A 15,903-nucleotide genomic window follows, 5' to 3' on the forward strand; every position below is an offset into this window, starting at 1 on the left:
TTTTTGAGAGAGACATGAAGAAGTTCCTGAACATTCTCGGCAACCTGGAAGAGCTGGCCGTGGGTGGCCTGCTCCTGCTCCTGGCAGTGGGCACGACCATCCAGGTCCTGACCCGCTATTTTCTCGGACTGACCTTCGACTGGTTCGACGAGGGCAGCCGCTACCTCGTGGTCTTCGCCACCTTTGCCGGCGCCGGCTTGGCCGTGAAACACGGGGCGCATTTCTCCATGGAGGCCGTGACCCAGTACGCCCCCAGGCGTGTCGCGGCGGGCCTTCGCGCCCTGGCCAACATCCTGAGCGCCGTCGTCATGCTGGTGATCGCCTGGTTCGGATGGGAGCAGACCGCGCTGCTGGCCCGCTACGGCATGACCATGGCCTCCCTCGGCCTGCCAATGTGGGTGGCCTACCTGCCCATCCCCGTCTTCGGGGTGAGCATCGCCGCGCGTTTCGGCTTCAAGGCCTGGGAGCACGCGCGCATCGTCTTCGACGGCGGAGAAGGGGAGGGCGCCTGATGATCTGGTTCATCGTCTGCGTATTCCTCGGCCTGCTCCTGCTCTCCACGCCCATCGCCATCGTGGTCCTGGCCACCACGGCCGGGGCCGTCACCCTGTTCATGAACGTGCCCCATACGGCCCTGGTGCAGCAGCTCTTCCGCGGGCTGGACAACTTTTTGCTCCTGTCCATCCCCTTCTTCATCCTGGCCGGAAACATCATGGCCGAGGGGCGCATCGCCCACTACCTCGTCGAGTCCATGAACGCCTGCGTGGGGCGCTTCCGGGGGGGGCTGGCCCTGGCCGGCATCCTGACCTGCATGTTCTTCGCGGCCATCTCGGGGTCGAGCCCGGCCACGGTCATCGCCGTGGGCAGCATCATGATCCCGGCCCTCATCCGCGCGGGCTACGATGAGAAGTTCAGCATCGGCCTCATCACCAGCGCCGGCACACTGGGCATCCTCATCCCGCCGTCCATCCCCATGGTCCTCTATTCCCTGGTGGGCAACACCTCGGTCAGCGACATGTTCATGGCCGGGGTCGTGCCCGGCGTGGTGCGCGTCGTGGTGCTTGGCGCCTTCGCCCTCTACATGGCCCGGCGTCATGGATGGGGTGCGACTTCCTCGCATTCCTTCGGGGAAACGATGCGCATCCTCGGCCGCGCCTCGTGGGGACTGGCCATGCCGGTCATCGTCCTGGGCGGAATCTACTCGGGCATCTTCACGCCCACCGAGGCGGCGGGGGTGTCCGTGGTCTACGCCCTGCTGGTCGAGACCTTTGTCTACCGTTCCCTGACCTGGGCCAAGTTCCGGGCCATCCTGGTCAAGAGCGCCGTGCTGTCCTCGGCCCTGCTGTTCATCATCGCCTGCGCCATGCCCTTCATCTGGCTGCTGACGCGCGAGCAGCTGCCGGCCCAGGCCGCCCAGTTCATCAGCGCGCATATCGGCAACAAGTACGTCTTTCTCTTTCTGGTCAACGTGCTCCTGCTGCTCATCGGCTGCGTCATGGACATCGTGACCTCCATCCTGGTCCTCACGCCCATCTTCCTGCCCATGCTGGCCCATTTCGGCATCGATCCCGTGGCCTGGGGCATCATGATGATCGTCAACGTCGAGATCGGTTTCCTGACCTTCCCCTTCGGCCTGAACCTCTTCGTGGCCATGGGCATCACCGGCAAACCGCTGACGGAGATTGCCCGGTCCGTGCTGCCGTTTCTCGCCCTGCTCTTCCTCTGCCTGCTGATGGTGACCTACATTCCGGTCATCTCCACCTGGCTGCCGTCGATTCTCAGATAGCGCGGAAAAACGAATGGCCGCGGGCATCTCTCAGCCCGCGGCCATTCGCGTCGTTCAGGACATGGCCCCTTTTCAGTGCGCTACGGACGTCTCCTCGATGGCCGAGCAGCAGACCATGTTCCGTCCGCTGGCCTTGGCCAGGTAGAGGGCCTGGTCGGCCTTGAAGATGAGGGATTCGGGCTTGGCCAGGGCACCGGGCTTGACCCCTGCGATGCCGATGGAGGCCGTGACCCGGAAGCGCTTGCGCTGCACGCGGAACACGGTCTGCCCGATGACGTCGCGCAGGCGTTCGGCCAAGGTCCAGGCATGCTCCTCTTTGGTCTGGGGCAGGATAACCACGAACTCCTCCCCGCCGTAACGGGCCGGGAAATCGGATTCGCGCAGGGTCTTCTGCAGGATGCGGCCGACCTCTTTGAGCACCATGTCGCCGGCCTGGTGGCCGTAGGTGTCGTTGACGGACTTGAAGTAGTCCAGGTCGATCATCATCAGGCTCAATTCGTCCTGATGGCGCTGGTGGCGCTTCATTTCCTCGCGCAGACGCATGTCAAAATGGTGACGATTGGAGATGCGCGTCAGGCCGTCATGGTCGGCCCTGGCCTTGGTCTTGCGGAATTCCAGGCTGTTGCGCATGGCCAGGGCCAGGTGGTTGGCGGCCGAGGTCAGGATGCGCAGCCGGTCCCGGCCGAGGGCCGACGCCTCCCGCGAACTGATGATCAGCGCGCCGAAGGGCTCGGGGCCCACGCTCAAGGGGAGGGTGACCAGCTGGTCCAGCTCGGGCGCTTCGTCTTCGATGCCGTCGCGGGGGTTCAGGAAGGACACCTGGTAGCCGCGGATGGCGTCCCTGTTCAGCCGTCCGGCTACGCTCAGCAGGTGGTTGACCCAGTCTTCCTGCCTTGCCTGGGGGAGATTTTCGGGCAGGAACAGTTCCGCCTCGGTCTGGCCTTCGGCGGCGTTCCAGAAGACTCCGAACACGGATCGCACGTCGAGCAGCAGCCCCAGATCCTCGGCGCTGTTCGAGAGGATCACCGCAGGGTCAAGGGTTTGACTGGCCCGGGTCAGGACCTGGTTGAGGAAGGCCAACTGCTCGTTCTTGCGGGCCAGGAGTTCGCGCTCGAGGCTTATTTCCCGCGCCATCATGAAGATATCCTGATACATGCTGGATACTTCTTCCGCCTGGTGCAGGGCACGGGCAATTTTTGCCCCGTCCAGGGGGCAGGTCACGAGGGTCAGGAACGAGCCCGAGGCCATGAATTCGAGGGTTTCCGGATCGGTCTGGTCGGCGACGAGGAGGAACTGCCAGGACTCGTGGGACGCGATCCGCTCCCTGGTCCCTGTGTCCAGTCCCTTCCAAGTGGAGACGGCCACGAAGGCCAGCCCGCCATGCGTAGCCTCGCCCATGAACGAAATGGCCCCGTCGACGGAAAGGTTTTCCAGACGGTGCGTTTCGGGCAGGTGCGGCACCAAACCTGAAACGATTTGCGGGGCGAGGGCCACACCCAGAGTCGGGCGCTTAGGGGTTTCCATGATTCCTCCGAACATCGGAAAAATGACATTTTTTACGTGATTAGCAAGTTTGCTGCCATCGCGGCAGCCGAGGCCCGAGATGCAGGCGTTTTCCTCAGGCGGGGGCGAAGAAGTTTCGAAGCGTCCTCCCGTGCGCAGTGTCCTTCCTTCAGGCCCAGATATTGCTTGGTGCGGGCATGGCGCACGATCCCGGCCCCGTCTGGGGCACTCTCGACCCGTTCGTGGAGGACGGGCCCATTCTCGGCCGCAAGGTCGCGAACACGGGATTTCTGCGCGCCCTGCTGACGGTTGACCCCTTCGCGCACTACCACTTCTTTCTGCCGGACATGCACAGCGGGGCGGCCCTGGAGAGCTTCGTGCGCTCAACCTGCCCCGGCGCAGCGCCCAAGATCCGCATCCTGCCGCGTTCGGCCCTGCCGGAGCATCTGGCCACCACGGCGTATCACTGCTTCCATCTTTCGGACTGCCTGACACACCAGGGCTTCCTGGCGGCCGTGCGCAACCGCTTGGCCTGCAACGTCTTTCCCATAACGGGAGTGACCCATTCCCTGTCCTACGCCCGCTACGGCCAGTCCTTCGCCCAGCATGTCTGGGCCGGGGCCACGGCCCGGGACTGCATCGTGGCCACGTCGCGGGCCGGGGCGGCGGTGGTCCGCGAGGAACTGGCCGCGCTGCGCGAGCATTGCGGGGCTCCCGCGCCGCAGGTGGACGTGGTGCCCCTGGGCGTGTGGCGGGACGAGTTCGCGGAGATCGGGAGGGAGGGGCTGCCGGACGTTTTGGCGGGGAAAACCGTGTTTCTGGTGCCGGGGCGCATCAGCCCCTATTCGAAGATGGACCTGCTGCCGCTGCTGCGCGCCTTCCAGCGCCTGCGCCGGGGCGGCACGGAGCTGGAAGGCGTCTGCCTGGTCCTGGCCGGGAGCCCCGACGAGGGCGCGTCCCTGCCAGGGACCCTGACCAACCTGGCGGCCAACATCGGCCTGCGCCTCGTGGTCGTGCGCTGCCCCGACGACGGGACCAAGAAGGCGCTCCTGGGCCGGGCCGACGTGGTCGTATCCCTGGCCGACAACCCGCAGGAGACCTTCGGCCTGACGCTCCTGGAGGCGGCGGCCGCAGGCAAGCCCGTCATCGCCTCGGACTACGACGGCTACCGGGACCTCGTGGTCCACGGGGAGACGGGACTCCTGGTTCCCACGGCGGACAGCGGCGAGGTCGGCGATGTCTCGCTTCTGGCGCCGCTCCTGTACGACACGGCATACCACCTCTGGCTGGCCCAGGACGTGGCCGTGGACGTGGGGGAGCTGGCCGCGAGCCTCGGCGTCATGCTGCGGCCGGAGGTCAGGGAGGAGATGGGCCGGGCGGCCCGGGAGCATTCGGCGGCCTTCGACTGGCCGGAGGTCATCGGGCGATACCTGGCGCTATGGGAGAGGCTGGGGGCGGAACCTGCGCCCGCGCCGGGAGAGGGAGAGAGCCTCCATCCTCTGGCGCTGGACCACGGCAGGATTTTCGGCTCCTACCCGACGAGGCGGCTGCAAGACGAAGACATGCTGGAGATGACGGACCTGGGGCGGGCCGTGTACCGCGGCAAGGATTTTCCGGTGGTCTATGCGGGCGTTGAGGGCCGGGTCGACCTTGAACTCATGCGCAAGATGCTGGTCTGGACCCGGCATCCCGTGGATTGGGCGTCCCTGAAGGCCCGCGCCGAAGGGCATCCGGCTGCGACGGCCACCGTGATGTGGATGCTGAAAGGTGATCTCCTGCGTTTCACCTGAGCGGTGAGCAACGCAGTCCGGAATCAATTCCCGGCGTTTTCCCGTCCGTATTTCTCGTAATATCCCCGCGGTGTGAGCATTTTGCCGTTCACGAGTCGCGTTGCGGAATTGCCCACGATGACCGTGGTCAGCATGTCCGCCCATTCGGGGTCGCAGGAGCCCAGGGTGGCGGTGCGCACCTCCTGGTCCGGCCGGTAGGCGTTGCGCACGAAGCCTACGGGCGTGTCCGGGCCGCGCTGCGCCGCGATCATCTCCAGGGCCTGGGCCAGGTAGGAGCCGCGTTTGCGGGACTTGGGGTTGTAGAGGGCGATGACGAAGTCGCCCTCGGCCGCGCAGCGCACGCGGCGCATGATGAGCGGCAGGGGGGTCAACAGGTCCGAAAGGGAGACGGCGCAGAAATCGTGCATGAGGGGCGCGCCCAGGAGGGCGGCCGCCGCGCACAGGGCCGGGATGCCGGGCACGATGTCCAGCTCCACGGCATGAAGGAGCCCCTCGCGCTCCAGATACTCCAGCACAAGCCCGGCCATGCCGTAGACGCCGCTGTCGCCGGAGCTGACCACCACCGTGTCCAGGCCCGAAAGGGCGAAGTCCACGGCCTTGGCCGTGCGCTCCATTTCCTTCTTCATGGGGCTCGAAAACAGGGTCTTGCCTGCCAGCAACTCCGGGTTCACCAGATCCATGTACCGGTCGTAGCCGACCACGGCCCCGGCACGCACCAGGCACTCCAGGGCCATGGGCGCCAGGAGGTCCGCGCTGCCGGGCCCCAGGCCCACCACGGTCAGCCGGCCAGGGCCACCGTCACGTTCCCGCGGACGGTCTTGGGCACGATCAGCCGCGCCTTCGGGTTTTTCATTCTCGCCGCCAGCATGCTCGCCGCTTCGCATACGCTTCCCGCTCCTATCCTGTCCCGCACCCGCTGCGAGGGGTTGGGGACCGGCGTTTCGTCCAGCACGGACGGTTCGAAGAAATAAGTGGGCAGGCCCAGATGCCCGGCCGCCTCCAGAAGTCCCTCCTCGTCGGCCTTGAGGTCCACGCTGGCCAGGCCGGCCAGGGCGGCCGGGGCCAGGCCGCCGGCGTCAAGGGCTTCGCGCAGGGCCTGCAGCACCTCGTCCCGCGAGACGCCGCGGCGGCAGCCCACGCCGGCAAAGAGGCGGCGCGGGTGAAGGACCAGCCCGTGGGCCGAAGACGCCTCCAGCGTGACCACGACCTGTGCCGTCGGCTGTTCCGCAAGTTCAAAGAAATCCCTCCATTCGGCATTCCCGCGCAGTCCCAGGTCGTTCTGCGGGTCGTGGACCGTGACCGTGCCTCCTTCGGCCAGAACGGCGTTGACCGCGGCGATGCGTGCCGGGTCGGCGATGGCGCAGCCGCGCTCCGCGGCCAGGGTGTCGATGGCCGGCGTGCCGGCCGTGTCCGTGGCCGTGGTGATGACGGCCCGGCCGCCGAGATGGGCGGCCAGACGGCGGGCCAGATCGTTGGCCCCGCCGAGGTGTCCCGCGAGGAGGCTGATGACGTTGTCGCCGTTCTGGTCGCAGACGACCACGGCCGGGTCCGTGCTCTTGGACTGCAGCAGGGGCGCGATGGCGCGCACGACGATGCCTGCCGCGGCCACGAAGACGTGGGCGTGGTGGAGATGGAAATTGGCGTGGACCTGGTCGGCGATGCGCTCGAACCCGCACACCCCTTCCCCGGCCAGGCGTTTGGGCGCGAACAGGTCTGCCGGGGCCATGGCGGCGATGCGTCGCGCCAGTTCGAGGCCTTGGCGCGTCAGGGCGTACACGGCCAGGCGCGGCCAGGACTCCGGCCGCGCGGCCGCGCGGAAGCCGTGCCCGAAGGCCGGGTCGTAGAGCCGCGACGGGACGACGGGCGCCTTTTCGGCCGGCAGGACGAGGAAGACGGCCTGGCGCGTGACGCCCGCCATGTCGGCTTCGAGCCCGGCCAGGGTGGTGCGGATGATCCGCTCCTGCGGGTGTCCGACCTTGTGCCCGACCACGATGACCGTGTCCTCGGCCAACCCAGCCAGGCGCAGTTCCGCCGTCAGTTCCGAAACCTTGTCGGCCGAGAGGTACACGGCCACGGAGGAGCGGTGCCGGGCCAGTTCCCGCAGCCGTTCGGCCTGCGGCACCGGCGTGCGGCCGTGCAGGCGGGTGATGACCAGGCTCTGGGTGGCCTCGGGCACGGTGAAGGACACCCCGGCCCGGGCCGCGGCGGCGAAGGCCGCCGTCACGCCGGGGATGACGCTCCAGGGCACGCCGTCGCGGTCCAGCAGGGCAGTCTGCTCGCGCACGGACCCGAACAGGGACGGGTCGCCGGTATGCACGCGGGCGACGGTGCCGCCGCGACGCACGGTTTCAAGGATCAGGGCGTGGGTTTCCTCCAGGCTCAAACCGGCCGAGTCGGCCACCCGCGCTCCGGGCTTGGCGCAGGCCACGACCTCGGCCGGGACCAGGGAGCCGGCGTAGAGCACCAGGTCCGCGCGGGACACAAGGTCGCGGCCGCGGACCGTGATCAGGTCCGGGTCGCCGGGGCCTGCGCCGATGAAGTACACGTGCGGTGAAATATTCATGTGTCGCTTGAAGGTTTTTGCGTTTCCAGCAGGAAAACCGGGTTGGACGGCACCAGACGCAGATCGGCCCCCAGGGGGGCACTGGCGTGGTGCATGAGCTGGTGAACCGTGAGGGGCCAGCCCAGTTCGTCGATGACGGCGCGGACGGTTTCGAGGGTCGAGAGCAGCACGGCGGCTGCGACCATGCGACCGCCGGGCCGCAGGAGGCGGGCGCAAGCGACCAAGATGTCGGGGGCGGCGCCTCCACCGAGGAAGATGTGGGTGGGAGGGGGGAAGTGGGGTGAATGGGTCTCATAGGACCCATGGGACCTTTGGGACCTATGGGAACTGTGCTCGGCGTGGGGATGGTCGTCCGTGGTGTTGTGCCTTTCTTCCAGGCGCGTTTCCAGGAATACGGCCAGTTGGTCCTGCACCACCTCCACCAGCCAGGCGCCTGTGCGCGTCACGTTGTCCCGGACCTGCTCCGCCCGTCCCGCCCGGCGCTCCACGGCCACCACGCTACCGCGGTCCAGCAGGCGCGCCGCCTCCAGGCTGACGGCGCCGCTGCCCGCGCCGAGGTCCCACAGGACCGAGTCCGGGGCCAGGCGCAGGAGCGACAGGGCCAGGGCGCGCACGGGCTGCTTGGTCATGAGGCCGTCCTCGCGGGCCAGGGCGACTTCGTCCAATCCCAGGGCCAGGGCGACCGGTGGGGTTTTTGTCCGCTCCAGCACGACGACGTTGAGCGGGTGCCAGGAGCGCTGGGCTGCTTCGGTCAGGGTCGCCGTGGTCAGGCGCTCCTCGGGCGAGCACAGGGCCTCGGCCACGTGCATGCGCCAGCCCGTGACGCCCCTTTCCAGGAGAAGCCGGGCCACGGTGTCCGGGCTCATGCGCGCGTCTGTGTACAAGGCGGCCAGGCGGCCGTGGGTCAGGGCCGCGAAAAGGGGGGTGAGGTCCTCGCGGCCGTGCAGGGACAGGGCGGCGCAGTCGTGCCAGGGCAGGCCGAAGCGGGCGCAGGCCGCCTGCAGGGCGGAGATGTTGGGGTGGAACGTCAGTTCGCCGGGTTCGAAAAAGCGCAGCAGGCTCGCGCCGATGCCGAAAAGCAGGGGGTCTCCGTCGGCCAGGACGCAGATATCGTCCGTGGTTTTCGCGGCGTGGCTGCGCAGGTCGGCTGCGAAACGCGCCACGGAGGTCAGGGTGAGCCTGCGCTGCTTCTCGATGCCCATTTCGTCGAGAATCTTGCGGCCCCCGGCCACAAGGGCGGCGGAACGCACGAGCCGCATCAGCTCCGGGGAGTGGTGTTCCGGGCACAGGCCAATGCCGACGACGTGGATCATGCCGCCTCCGAGGTGTCGTGCAGGACGCGTCCGTCGAAATCGAAGAGCAGGTAGTCCACGGCCAGGCCGCGGCCGCTGAATTCCCTGGCGTACCCGGCGGCCCTGTCCGTCAGCAAGGCGTAGAGCGCAGGGGCCTGCGGCATGGGCGCGACGGTCTGCAGCGCCTGCAGGGCCGTGTTGCCCCCGGCCACGTCGGCGCACACGTCCTGCGGAAACCCGCACTCGGCGCACCAGCCGGCCAGGACGGCGAGGTCCAGGTCCGCGCTGCGGGCGTGGGTGTAGCGGTGCCCCTGGGCCTGCTTGACCAGCTTGCCGAAGAACACGCCCCACTGCACGGCGGCGAAACCGCGCCGCCCTGCCTCGCGCATGGAATAGAAAAAGAAGTCGGCCACCTGCACGCAGGCCGTCTCGGGCGTGTCCGGCCTGGCCCGGCGCAGGAATCGCTCGCTGCGGCCGCCCGTGGTCAGGCAGGGGCGCTTGACGCCGCAGGCCTGCATGACATCGAGGCACTGGCGGATGGTGGCCTGGTAGGCGGCGTTGCTGAAGGGCTTGACCGTGCCCCTGGTGCCGAGGATGGAGATGCCGCCGACGATGCCCAGGCGCGGGTTGAAGGTTTTCAGGGCGATCTCCTCGCCCCGGTCCACGCGGATCTCCACTTCTGCGGCGTCGAGTCCCGCCTCGGCCACGGCCTGCCTGATCTGCTCGCGCGGGGCCGGGTTGATGGCCGCCTCGCCCACGGCCACGGGCAGGCCGGGCCGGGTCACCGTGCCGACGCCATGTCCCCCCTTGAGGACGATCCCTTCGCCGCCTCGCCGGACCAGGGCCCGGATCACGGCCCTGTGGGTCGCGTCGGGGTCGTCGCCGCCGTCCTTGACCACGGCCGCCAGCACGCCGTCACCCTCGCCGCGGCTCTCCAGAACGGCCACGGACAGGCGCCCGCCCATGGGCAGGGGCACGTCGACGGAGTCCGGCGCGCGTCCTTCCAGCAGGTGCAGGGCCGCGGCCTTGGCTGCCGCGGCCGCCGCCGTGCCCGTGGTGAAGCCGTGGCGCAGGGTCATGCCCCGCAGGCCCCGACGAAGCGCTCGGCCATGGCCGGGTTGGAGCCGAAGTGCAGGTGCACGTAGGAGCCCAGGCAGTTGCCTTTCAGGAAGCCGCCGGCCCCGTCGGTCCGGCCGCAGCGGTCGAAGACGCGGTAGGCCTCGGCGGCCGCCGGATCCTCGCCGCGCAGCTGCGAATAGTGGAACTCGTGCCCGCGCACGCGTTCGCCCGCTCCGCCCAGCGCCGTCGCCGACGCCAGCTCCACCTCGCGGTAGCCCAGGGCCTGATGCCGGCCCTGCATGGCGCAGGAGAAGTCGAAGACGCCGGCCATGGCGTGCTCCCGGCCGTCGCGGGTGCGCAGGCTCTTCATCAGGTACATGAAGCCGCCGCACTCGGCGTAGACGGGCTTGCCGCTCGCGCAGAAGTCGCGGATCTTGCCGAGCATGACCGTGTTGGCGGCCAGCCGTTCGGCGTGAAGCTCAGGGTACCCGCCGCCCAGGTACAGGCCCTTCAGGGCCGGCGGCAGGTTGTAGTCCTCCAACGGGGAGAAGGGAACCAGTTCGGCCCCGGCCTGGCGCAGCATGCGCAGGTTCTCCTCGTAATAGAAGCAGAAGGCGCGGTCGCGGGCGTAGCCGATGCGGACCTCGGGCATCTTCACGCCGCCGTCGTTCAGGGAGGGCAGGGAGCACTCGGGCAGGGCCGCCAGCAGGGCGTCGAGGTCCAGGGCGCTCTCGACCCAGTCGGCCAGGGCGTTCAGGCGCTCATCGCGCCGGTCCAGGTCCTCGGCCGTGACCAGGCCCAGGTGCCGCGAGGGCAGTTCCAGGCCGGGGACCCTCGGCAGGCTGCCCAGGACGCGTACGCCCTGGCCTTCCAGGGCCTGGGACAGGATCTGCCCATGGGCCGGGCTGCCGGTCATGTTGAAGAGCACGGCGTCGAGGCTCAAGGCCGGGTCGAACTCGGCGAAGCCCTTGACCAGGGCTGCGGCCGAGCGGGCCATGCCGCGGGCGTTGACCACCAGCAGCACGGGCACGTCCAGAATTTTGGCCAGCTGCGCGGCCGAGCCCTCCTCGCTGACGGCGCCGATGCCGTCGAAGAGCCCCATGGCCCCCTCGATGATGGAGATGTCGCACCCTTCGTGGTTGCGGCGGAAGATGCGCCGGATCTCTTCGGTGGGGAGCATCCAGCCGTCGAGGTTGTGGCTCGGCAGGGCCGTGGCCATGCGGTGCAGGCCCGGGTCGATGAAGTCCGGCCCGGATTTGAAGCCCTGGACCACGAGGCCCTTGCGGGCGAAGGCCTTCATCAGGCCCAGGGCGACCGATGTCTTTCCGCACCCGCTGGAGGTGCCGGCGATGAGGATGGCTTTGGGCATATGCTTATCCTTGGTTCAACGTGGTTCGTTTCCGGTCAGGAGCATGAGCGACAGGTATGTCGGGCTGTCCGGGGCCTCGTCGAGGCTGCGCGTGATGAACTGTTCCTTCATGCCCATCTTCGAGGCGAAAACGCAATGGGTGTGTTTCGGCGACATGCGAAGTTCCTCGCGGATGGCGGCGAAGTTGGTGTAGGCCTTGAGGATGACGGCGTTGTCCGCGCCGCTTAGGTTCCGGCGCAGTTCCCCGGCGTCGCGGATGCCCGGGAGCACCATGAGGTTCTGGGAACCTTTGGCCAGCACGGTCTCCGTGGCCGCGGCCACGGCCTGGAAGGACGTGATGCCCGGGACCACGGTCACGGGCGTCTCCGGGGCCAGGCGGCGCAGGGTGCGCAGCAGGTAGGCGAAGGTCGAGTAGAGCAGGGGGTCGCCCAGGGTCAGGAAGGCGGCGTCGTGCCCTGCGTCGAGTTCCGCCAGGACCAGCCGGGCGTTCTCCTCCCAGGCGGCCTGCAGGGTGTGCTCGTCGCGGCTCATGGGGAAGCCCAGGCGCACGACGCGGGTTTCGGGCCGCAGGTGCGGGCGGGCGATGTCCAGGGCCAGGGAGTCGTCGTTCTTTGTCGAGGACGCGGCCAGGATGAGGTCGACGCGGCCGAGGATGTTCGCCGCCTTGATGGTCAAGAGTTCCGGGTCGCCCGGGCCGACGCCGATGCCGTATAAATGGCCGCTCATGGGCGGACCTCCGTTTTCCAGTTTGCTATGATGGTTGAAAGCTGCCGCACGGCCTCGATGCTGCGCGGCCCGGGCCGGGAAAAGAGGGCCTGGTCCACGGTGAAGACCTGCCCTTTGTCCAGGCACGACAGGGTGCGGAACAGGGGACGCTCGGCCACGGGTTCGGGGGACGGGTTCATGGGTCCCTGCTGCACGAGGTAGATGTCCGGCGCCAGGCGCAAAACTTCCTCCTCGCCCAGACGCGCGAGCTTGTCCGGGGCCTCGACGCAGTTGCGGCCGCCGGCCGCGGCCATGATCTCCGAGACCATGGAGCCCTGGCCCGCTGCCAGGAGGTTCGGGTAGCGGGCCTCGAAGAAGATGCGCGGCTGCGGGCCCTTTCGGGAGGCCTCGAGGGCGGCCAGTTCGGCGCGCATGGTGCTCACGCGCTCTGCGGCCCGTTCGCCGCTGCCGGTCAGCACGCCCAGGCGCTCCATGACCGAGAAGAGCTGCTCGAAATTTTCCAGGTTGAAAACCGCCACCGTAACCCCACGGTCTTCCAGGAATCGCACGGGGTCCAACGCCTCGGGGCGGCCGCCGAGCTGCACGACCAGGTCGGGCGAAAGGCCCAGGATCAACTCCGCGTTGGGCCGCAGGTGGGTGCCGATGGACGGTTTGGCCGCGATGGACGGCGGAAACTCGTCGGCGGCCGTGCGCGCGGCGACGGCCTCCTCCCGGCCCAGGTCGGCCAGGATCTCGCCGAAGGCGCCGTACAAAAACACGACCCGGCCTGCCGGGGCGTCAAGGCGGATCTCCGTGCCCCGGTCGTCCGTGACGCGCACTTCGGCCGCCGCCCAACTCGTCAGGCAGAGGCTAAGGGCGAGGCACAAGATGAGCCTGGGGAGCGCCCGTGAGGGGGTGCGGAGCCACGGCAAGGGGTGTTTCATAGATCTCGCTCAGGGTTTGGGCCGTGAACACGTCACGGGTCGGGCCGTCGGCCGCGACGGACCCGTTTTTCAGAAAGACGAGCCGACGGCAATAGAGGGCGGCCAGGTTCAGGTCGTGGGCCACGGTCAGGATGGTCGTCCCGGCGGCGTTGCGGGCCCGCAGCAGCTCGTAGAGGTCCACGGTCCGGGCCACGTCCAGGCTTGATGCCGCTTCGTCCAGGAGCAGCAGGTCCGTGTCCTGGGCCAGGGCCTTGGCCATGACCACTCGCTGCAGCTCGCCGCCCGAGAGGGTGTCCGCGGCCCGGTCCCGCAGGTGCAGGCTGCGCGTCTCGTCCATGGCCGCCCTGGCGCGCTCCACGTCGGCGGGGCCGTAGCCGCCCAAGAGGGACACGTAGGGGTAGCGGCCCATGAGCACCAGAGACAGGGCGCGCACGCCGGGCAGGGCCGGGGTTTTCTGGGCCACGGTGGCGCAGCGGCCGGCCCGGGCCTTGGGCGTGAGCATGCCGATGTCGTCGCCGCCGATGCGGATGCTCCCCGACAGGGGCGGCAGGACCCCGGACACGGCGCGGACGAGGGTCGTCTTGCCGCTGCCGTTGGGTCCGAGGATGCCGGTGAACTCCCCGGCCGAGACGCTCAGGCTGACGCCGCGCAGCACGGCCCGGCCGTCGTAGCCGGCCGCCAGACCCGCAATCTCGATCATGGCCGCGCTCATGCCGTGCGCCTGCGGGCCATGATCAGGCAGAAGAAGGGGCCGCCGAAGAGGGCCGTGAGCACGCCCACGGGCAGTTCGGCGCCGTGGGCCAGGATGGTCCGGGCCAGGACGTCGGACCACAGCAGCAGAATCCCCCCGCCCAGGGCCGAGAACAGGAGCAGGGAGCGCGAGTCCGGGCCCATGAGCATGCGCACCAGATGCGGCACCACGAGCCCCACGAAGCCGATGATGCCCGAGACGCTGACGGCCGCGGCGGTCAGCATGCCGGCGCCGACCAGCAGGGCGACGCGCACCCGCTTCACGGCCACCCCGACCTGGGCGGCCTGCTCGGTCCCCAGGGCCAGGATGTCCAGTTCGCGGGCCAGCAGAAAAACCGTTGCGCCGCCGACGGCCAGGTAGGGCAGCATGACCCCCACGTGCTCGAACCCCCGGCCCTGAAAGCTGCCCATGATCCAGAAGACGATGGCCGAAACCGACTCCTCGTTCAGGGACTTGATGAGGGCGATGGCCGCGCCCAGAAACGTCGAGACGACGATGCCGCCCAGGACCAGACTCTCGCGCGAAAAATCCCCGGCCAGGCGGCTCAGGCCCAGGACCATCCCCATGGCCGCGAAGGCCCCGGCCAGGGCGGCCAGGGGCAGGGCGGACGGTCCCGGCAGAGTCCAGCCCAGGCCCAGGGCCAGGGCGGCCCCGCAGGCCGCGCCGCTGGAGATGCCCAGGGTGAAGGGGTCGGCCAGGGGGTTGCGCAGCAGGCCCTGGAAGACCCCGCCGGAAACGGCCAGGGCCGAGCCGGTCAGAAACGAAAGGATGATGCGGCCCAGGCGGATGTCGCGCACGATGACCAGATCCTGGGTTTCGGGCCCGCCCCGCAGCCAGGCGGCCAGGGCCTCGTGGATGGCCCCGGCAGGCAGGGGATAGGACCCGAAGAACAGGGCCGCGTAGACCGAGAGGGGCACGGCGGCCGCCAGAAGCAGCCAGGCCCGGGTATGACGCGGCCCGGTCATGGTCAGTTCAACCGCTCCACGGCGGCCTGCAGGTGGTCAAGCCAGATGTCCACGAAGGCCGGGATCTCGGCCGTGCCGCGCAGTACCGGCACGCAGGTCACTCCGTCGGCCGCGAGCACGGACTTCCAGGAGTCCTCCCCGTCGCCGGCCATGTCGTTGACGGCGTGGTCGCCGGACACGGCCATGAAGGGCTGGAGCCAGGCTTTCCTGACCTTGTGCGCCTTCAACGCTGCGCGCACGTCGTCCAGGGAGGGCGCGCCCTCGACGGTGCCGACCAGGACCAGGGGGTCCAGGCGACCCAGGGAATACTGCAGGCCGGGATAGTAGATGTTGGCCGGATGATGGGTGCCATGTCCCATGAGGATGACGGCCTCGTTCTTATTCCGGTCAGGCGGCAGGCTGGCCATGACGGCCTTGGCGCAGGCCTCGACGTCGGCCGGTTCGGCCAGAAGCGGCAGGCCCAGGGTCACCTGTTCCATGCCCTTGGGCAGGCCCGAGAACGCCTCGACCGTGCGCTGCAAGGCGTGGAACTCCTCGCCGGGGATGGTTTGCAGGGACTGCACGGCCACATGGGTGAACCCGTCGTCCATCATGCGCGCCAGGGCCATTGCCGGGGAATCGAAGTGCAGCCCCTGGCCGGCCAGCTTCTGGCGCACGATGCGCGACGAGTAGGCCCAGCGCACTTCCAGGCCGGGGAAGCGGGCCTTGGCTTTTGTGTCGATGTTGTCCAGGGCGGCGCGGGCCTCGGGCACCGTGGTGCCGAAGGCGACCAGCAGGATGCCCTTTTTGGCCGCCCGCTCCGCACCATGGCCGGCAAAGGCCTGGGCGCCGAGGAACATAAGTAAAATGACGAGAACGAGTCCGCAAACATGCGAGGCTTTGAACATGCAACCTCCAGGTTTGGCGGGGGAAATGGATGAAAACGGACGCGGGTCCGGGGCGCGGTCCGCAAAACCCCCGTTGCGGACGGCACAGACTGTGGTTGGTCTTCGGACAGGTCTTCCGACTCGTTTCACCGTCCTCGTCCTTCCCAGGATTGCTCCCAGTGGACAGCGCGGAGGATGGCCTTGCTGAAACTCACGGCGGCGGGTCCGCTCCCGATTTGCACGGGATTCCCTTTTACACCCGAAGGTATCCGAAGTGGGGGAAAGGCTAGTCGGGGCCACGGGGGCTGTC

At 68.7% G+C, this 15,903-nt stretch carries 14 protein-coding genes and 1 riboswitch; of the genes, 3 read left to right on the forward strand and 11 right to left on the reverse strand.

All coding sequences use genetic code 11. The features are described 5' to 3' along the window. Nucleotides 1-14: 14 nt before the first annotated feature. Together ACZ5AC_RS05925 and ACZ5AC_RS05930 are read left to right on the forward strand one after the other, a co-directional pair. A complete protein-coding gene (locus ACZ5AC_RS05925; protein WP_464250032.1) occupies nucleotides 15-512 on the forward strand; it encodes a TRAP transporter small permease in 498 nt (165 codons plus the stop codon). Next, nucleotides 512-1,786: a TRAP transporter large permease gene (locus ACZ5AC_RS05930; protein ID WP_464250033.1), complete on the forward strand. Its 1,275-nt coding sequence runs from the start codon at nucleotides 512-514 to the stop codon at nucleotides 1,784-1,786. Before ACZ5AC_RS05925 ends, ACZ5AC_RS05930 begins: the two co-directional genes overlap by 1 nt. Before the next feature lie 72 nt (nucleotides 1,787-1,858). On the opposite strand, the gene ACZ5AC_RS05935 is transcribed toward ACZ5AC_RS05930, so the two are convergent. Next, on the reverse strand, nucleotides 1,859-3,310 hold the full coding sequence (locus tag ACZ5AC_RS05935; protein WP_464250034.1) for a GGDEF domain-containing protein: 1,452 nt from the start codon (nucleotides 3,308-3,310) through the stop codon (nucleotides 1,859-1,861). A 176-nt stretch (nucleotides 3,311-3,486) separates the two neighbouring features. Here ACZ5AC_RS05935 and ACZ5AC_RS05940 point away from each other — a divergent pair, with 176 nt between their 5' ends. After that, nucleotides 3,487-5,079, forward strand: coding sequence for a glycosyltransferase family 4 protein (locus tag ACZ5AC_RS05940; RefSeq protein WP_464250035.1), 1,593 nt, complete (start codon nucleotides 3,487-3,489; stop codon nucleotides 5,077-5,079). Nucleotides 5,080-5,102: 23 nt separating this feature from the next. On the opposite strand, the gene cobJ is transcribed toward ACZ5AC_RS05940, so the two are convergent. Genes cobJ through ACZ5AC_RS05990 form a run of 10 tightly spaced genes read right to left on the reverse strand, consistent with a single transcriptional unit; the run spans nucleotide 5,103 to nucleotide 15,614 of the window. Continuing rightward, nucleotides 5,103-5,855 carry a precorrin-3B C(17)-methyltransferase gene (gene cobJ / locus ACZ5AC_RS05945; RefSeq protein ID WP_464250036.1) on the reverse strand — a complete coding sequence of 251 codons (753 nt, stop codon included), beginning with the start codon at nucleotides 5,853-5,855 and terminating at the stop codon, nucleotides 5,103-5,105. A gap of 2 nt (nucleotides 5,856-5,857) precedes the next feature. Then, complete coding sequence (gene cobM, locus ACZ5AC_RS05950; RefSeq protein ID WP_464250037.1) at nucleotides 5,858-7,642, reverse strand: precorrin-4 C(11)-methyltransferase; 1,785 nt, start codon at nucleotides 7,640-7,642, stop codon at nucleotides 5,858-5,860. Continuing rightward, on the reverse strand, nucleotides 7,639-8,955 hold the full coding sequence (gene cbiE, locus ACZ5AC_RS05955; RefSeq protein ID WP_464250038.1) for a precorrin-6y C5,15-methyltransferase (decarboxylating) subunit CbiE: 1,317 nt from the start codon (nucleotides 8,953-8,955) through the stop codon (nucleotides 7,639-7,641). Before cbiE ends, cobM begins: the two co-directional genes overlap by 4 nt. Then, nucleotides 8,952-10,013 (reverse strand): cobalt-precorrin-5B (C(1))-methyltransferase CbiD, encoded by a 1,062-nt coding sequence (gene cbiD / locus ACZ5AC_RS05960; RefSeq protein ID WP_464250039.1) that lies wholly within the window; start codon nucleotides 10,011-10,013, stop codon nucleotides 8,952-8,954. The genes cbiE and cbiD overlap by 4 nt, the downstream gene beginning before the upstream one ends. Continuing rightward, entirely contained in the window at nucleotides 10,010-11,362 is a 1,353-nt protein-coding gene (locus ACZ5AC_RS05965; protein ID WP_464250040.1) for a cobyrinate a,c-diamide synthase, read from the reverse strand. The genes cbiD and ACZ5AC_RS05965 overlap by 4 nt, the downstream gene beginning before the upstream one ends. 15 nt (nucleotides 11,363-11,377) lie before the next feature. After that, nucleotides 11,378-12,088 (reverse strand): precorrin-2 C(20)-methyltransferase, encoded by a 711-nt coding sequence (gene cobI / locus ACZ5AC_RS05970; protein ID WP_464250041.1) that lies wholly within the window; start codon nucleotides 12,086-12,088, stop codon nucleotides 11,378-11,380. After that, complete coding sequence (locus ACZ5AC_RS05975; RefSeq protein ID WP_464250042.1) at nucleotides 12,085-12,954, reverse strand: ABC transporter substrate-binding protein; 870 nt, start codon at nucleotides 12,952-12,954, stop codon at nucleotides 12,085-12,087. The genes cobI and ACZ5AC_RS05975 overlap by 4 nt, the downstream gene beginning before the upstream one ends. Continuing rightward, on the reverse strand, nucleotides 12,938-13,723 hold the full coding sequence (locus ACZ5AC_RS05980; protein WP_464250043.1) for an ABC transporter ATP-binding protein: 786 nt from the start codon (nucleotides 13,721-13,723) through the stop codon (nucleotides 12,938-12,940). The genes ACZ5AC_RS05975 and ACZ5AC_RS05980 overlap by 17 nt, the downstream gene beginning before the upstream one ends. After that, nucleotides 13,720-14,727 carry a FecCD family ABC transporter permease gene (locus tag ACZ5AC_RS05985; protein WP_464250044.1) on the reverse strand — a complete coding sequence of 336 codons (1,008 nt, stop codon included), beginning with the start codon at nucleotides 14,725-14,727 and terminating at the stop codon, nucleotides 13,720-13,722. The genes ACZ5AC_RS05980 and ACZ5AC_RS05985 overlap by 4 nt, the downstream gene beginning before the upstream one ends. 2 nt (nucleotides 14,728-14,729) lie before the next feature. Next, nucleotides 14,730-15,614 carry a sirohydrochlorin cobaltochelatase gene (locus tag ACZ5AC_RS05990; protein ID WP_464250045.1) on the reverse strand — a complete coding sequence of 295 codons (885 nt, stop codon included), beginning with the start codon at nucleotides 15,612-15,614 and terminating at the stop codon, nucleotides 14,730-14,732. Nucleotides 15,615-15,702: 88 nt separating this feature from the next. Next, a riboswitch (cobalamin riboswitch) is annotated at nucleotides 15,703-15,881 on the reverse strand. Nucleotides 15,882-15,903 lie beyond the last annotated feature (22 nt).

It is taken from the genome of Desulfomicrobium aestuarii (assembly GCF_055385525.1).

What these genes read in the sequence shown, in the direction of transcription:
- ACZ5AC_RS05925 (WP_464250032.1), top strand. Translation starts at nt 15, where the DNA reads ATGAAGAAGTTCCTGAACATTCTCGGCAACCTGGAAGAGCTGGCCGTG.
- ACZ5AC_RS05930 (WP_464250033.1), top strand. Translation starts at nt 512, where the DNA reads ATGATCTGGTTCATCGTCTGCGTATTCCTCGGCCTGCTCCTGCTCTCC.
- ACZ5AC_RS05935 (WP_464250034.1), bottom strand. Translation starts at nt 3,310, where the DNA reads ATGGAAACCCCTAAGCGCCCGACTCTGGGTGTGGCCCTCGCCCCGCAA.
- ACZ5AC_RS05940 (WP_464250035.1), top strand. Translation starts at nt 3,487, where the DNA reads ATGGCGCACGATCCCGGCCCCGTCTGGGGCACTCTCGACCCGTTCGTG.
- cobM (WP_464250037.1), bottom strand. Translation starts at nt 7,642, where the DNA reads ATGAATATTTCACCGCACGTGTACTTCATCGGCGCAGGCCCCGGCGAC.
- cbiE (WP_464250038.1), bottom strand. Translation starts at nt 8,955, where the DNA reads ATGATCCACGTCGTCGGCATTGGCCTGTGCCCGGAACACCACTCCCCG.
- cbiD (WP_464250039.1), bottom strand. Translation starts at nt 10,013, where the DNA reads ATGACCCTGCGCCACGGCTTCACCACGGGCACGGCGGCGGCCGCGGCA.
- ACZ5AC_RS05965 (WP_464250040.1), bottom strand. Translation starts at nt 11,362, where the DNA reads ATGCCCAAAGCCATCCTCATCGCCGGCACCTCCAGCGGGTGCGGAAAG.
- cobI (WP_464250041.1), bottom strand. Translation starts at nt 12,088, where the DNA reads ATGAGCGGCCATTTATACGGCATCGGCGTCGGCCCGGGCGACCCGGAA.
- ACZ5AC_RS05980 (WP_464250043.1), bottom strand. Translation starts at nt 13,723, where the DNA reads ATGAGCGCGGCCATGATCGAGATTGCGGGTCTGGCGGCCGGCTACGAC.
- ACZ5AC_RS05985 (WP_464250044.1), bottom strand. Translation starts at nt 14,727, where the DNA reads ATGACCGGGCCGCGTCATACCCGGGCCTGGCTGCTTCTGGCGGCCGCC.
- ACZ5AC_RS05990 (WP_464250045.1), bottom strand. Translation starts at nt 15,614, where the DNA reads ATGTTCAAAGCCTCGCATGTTTGCGGACTCGTTCTCGTCATTTTACTT.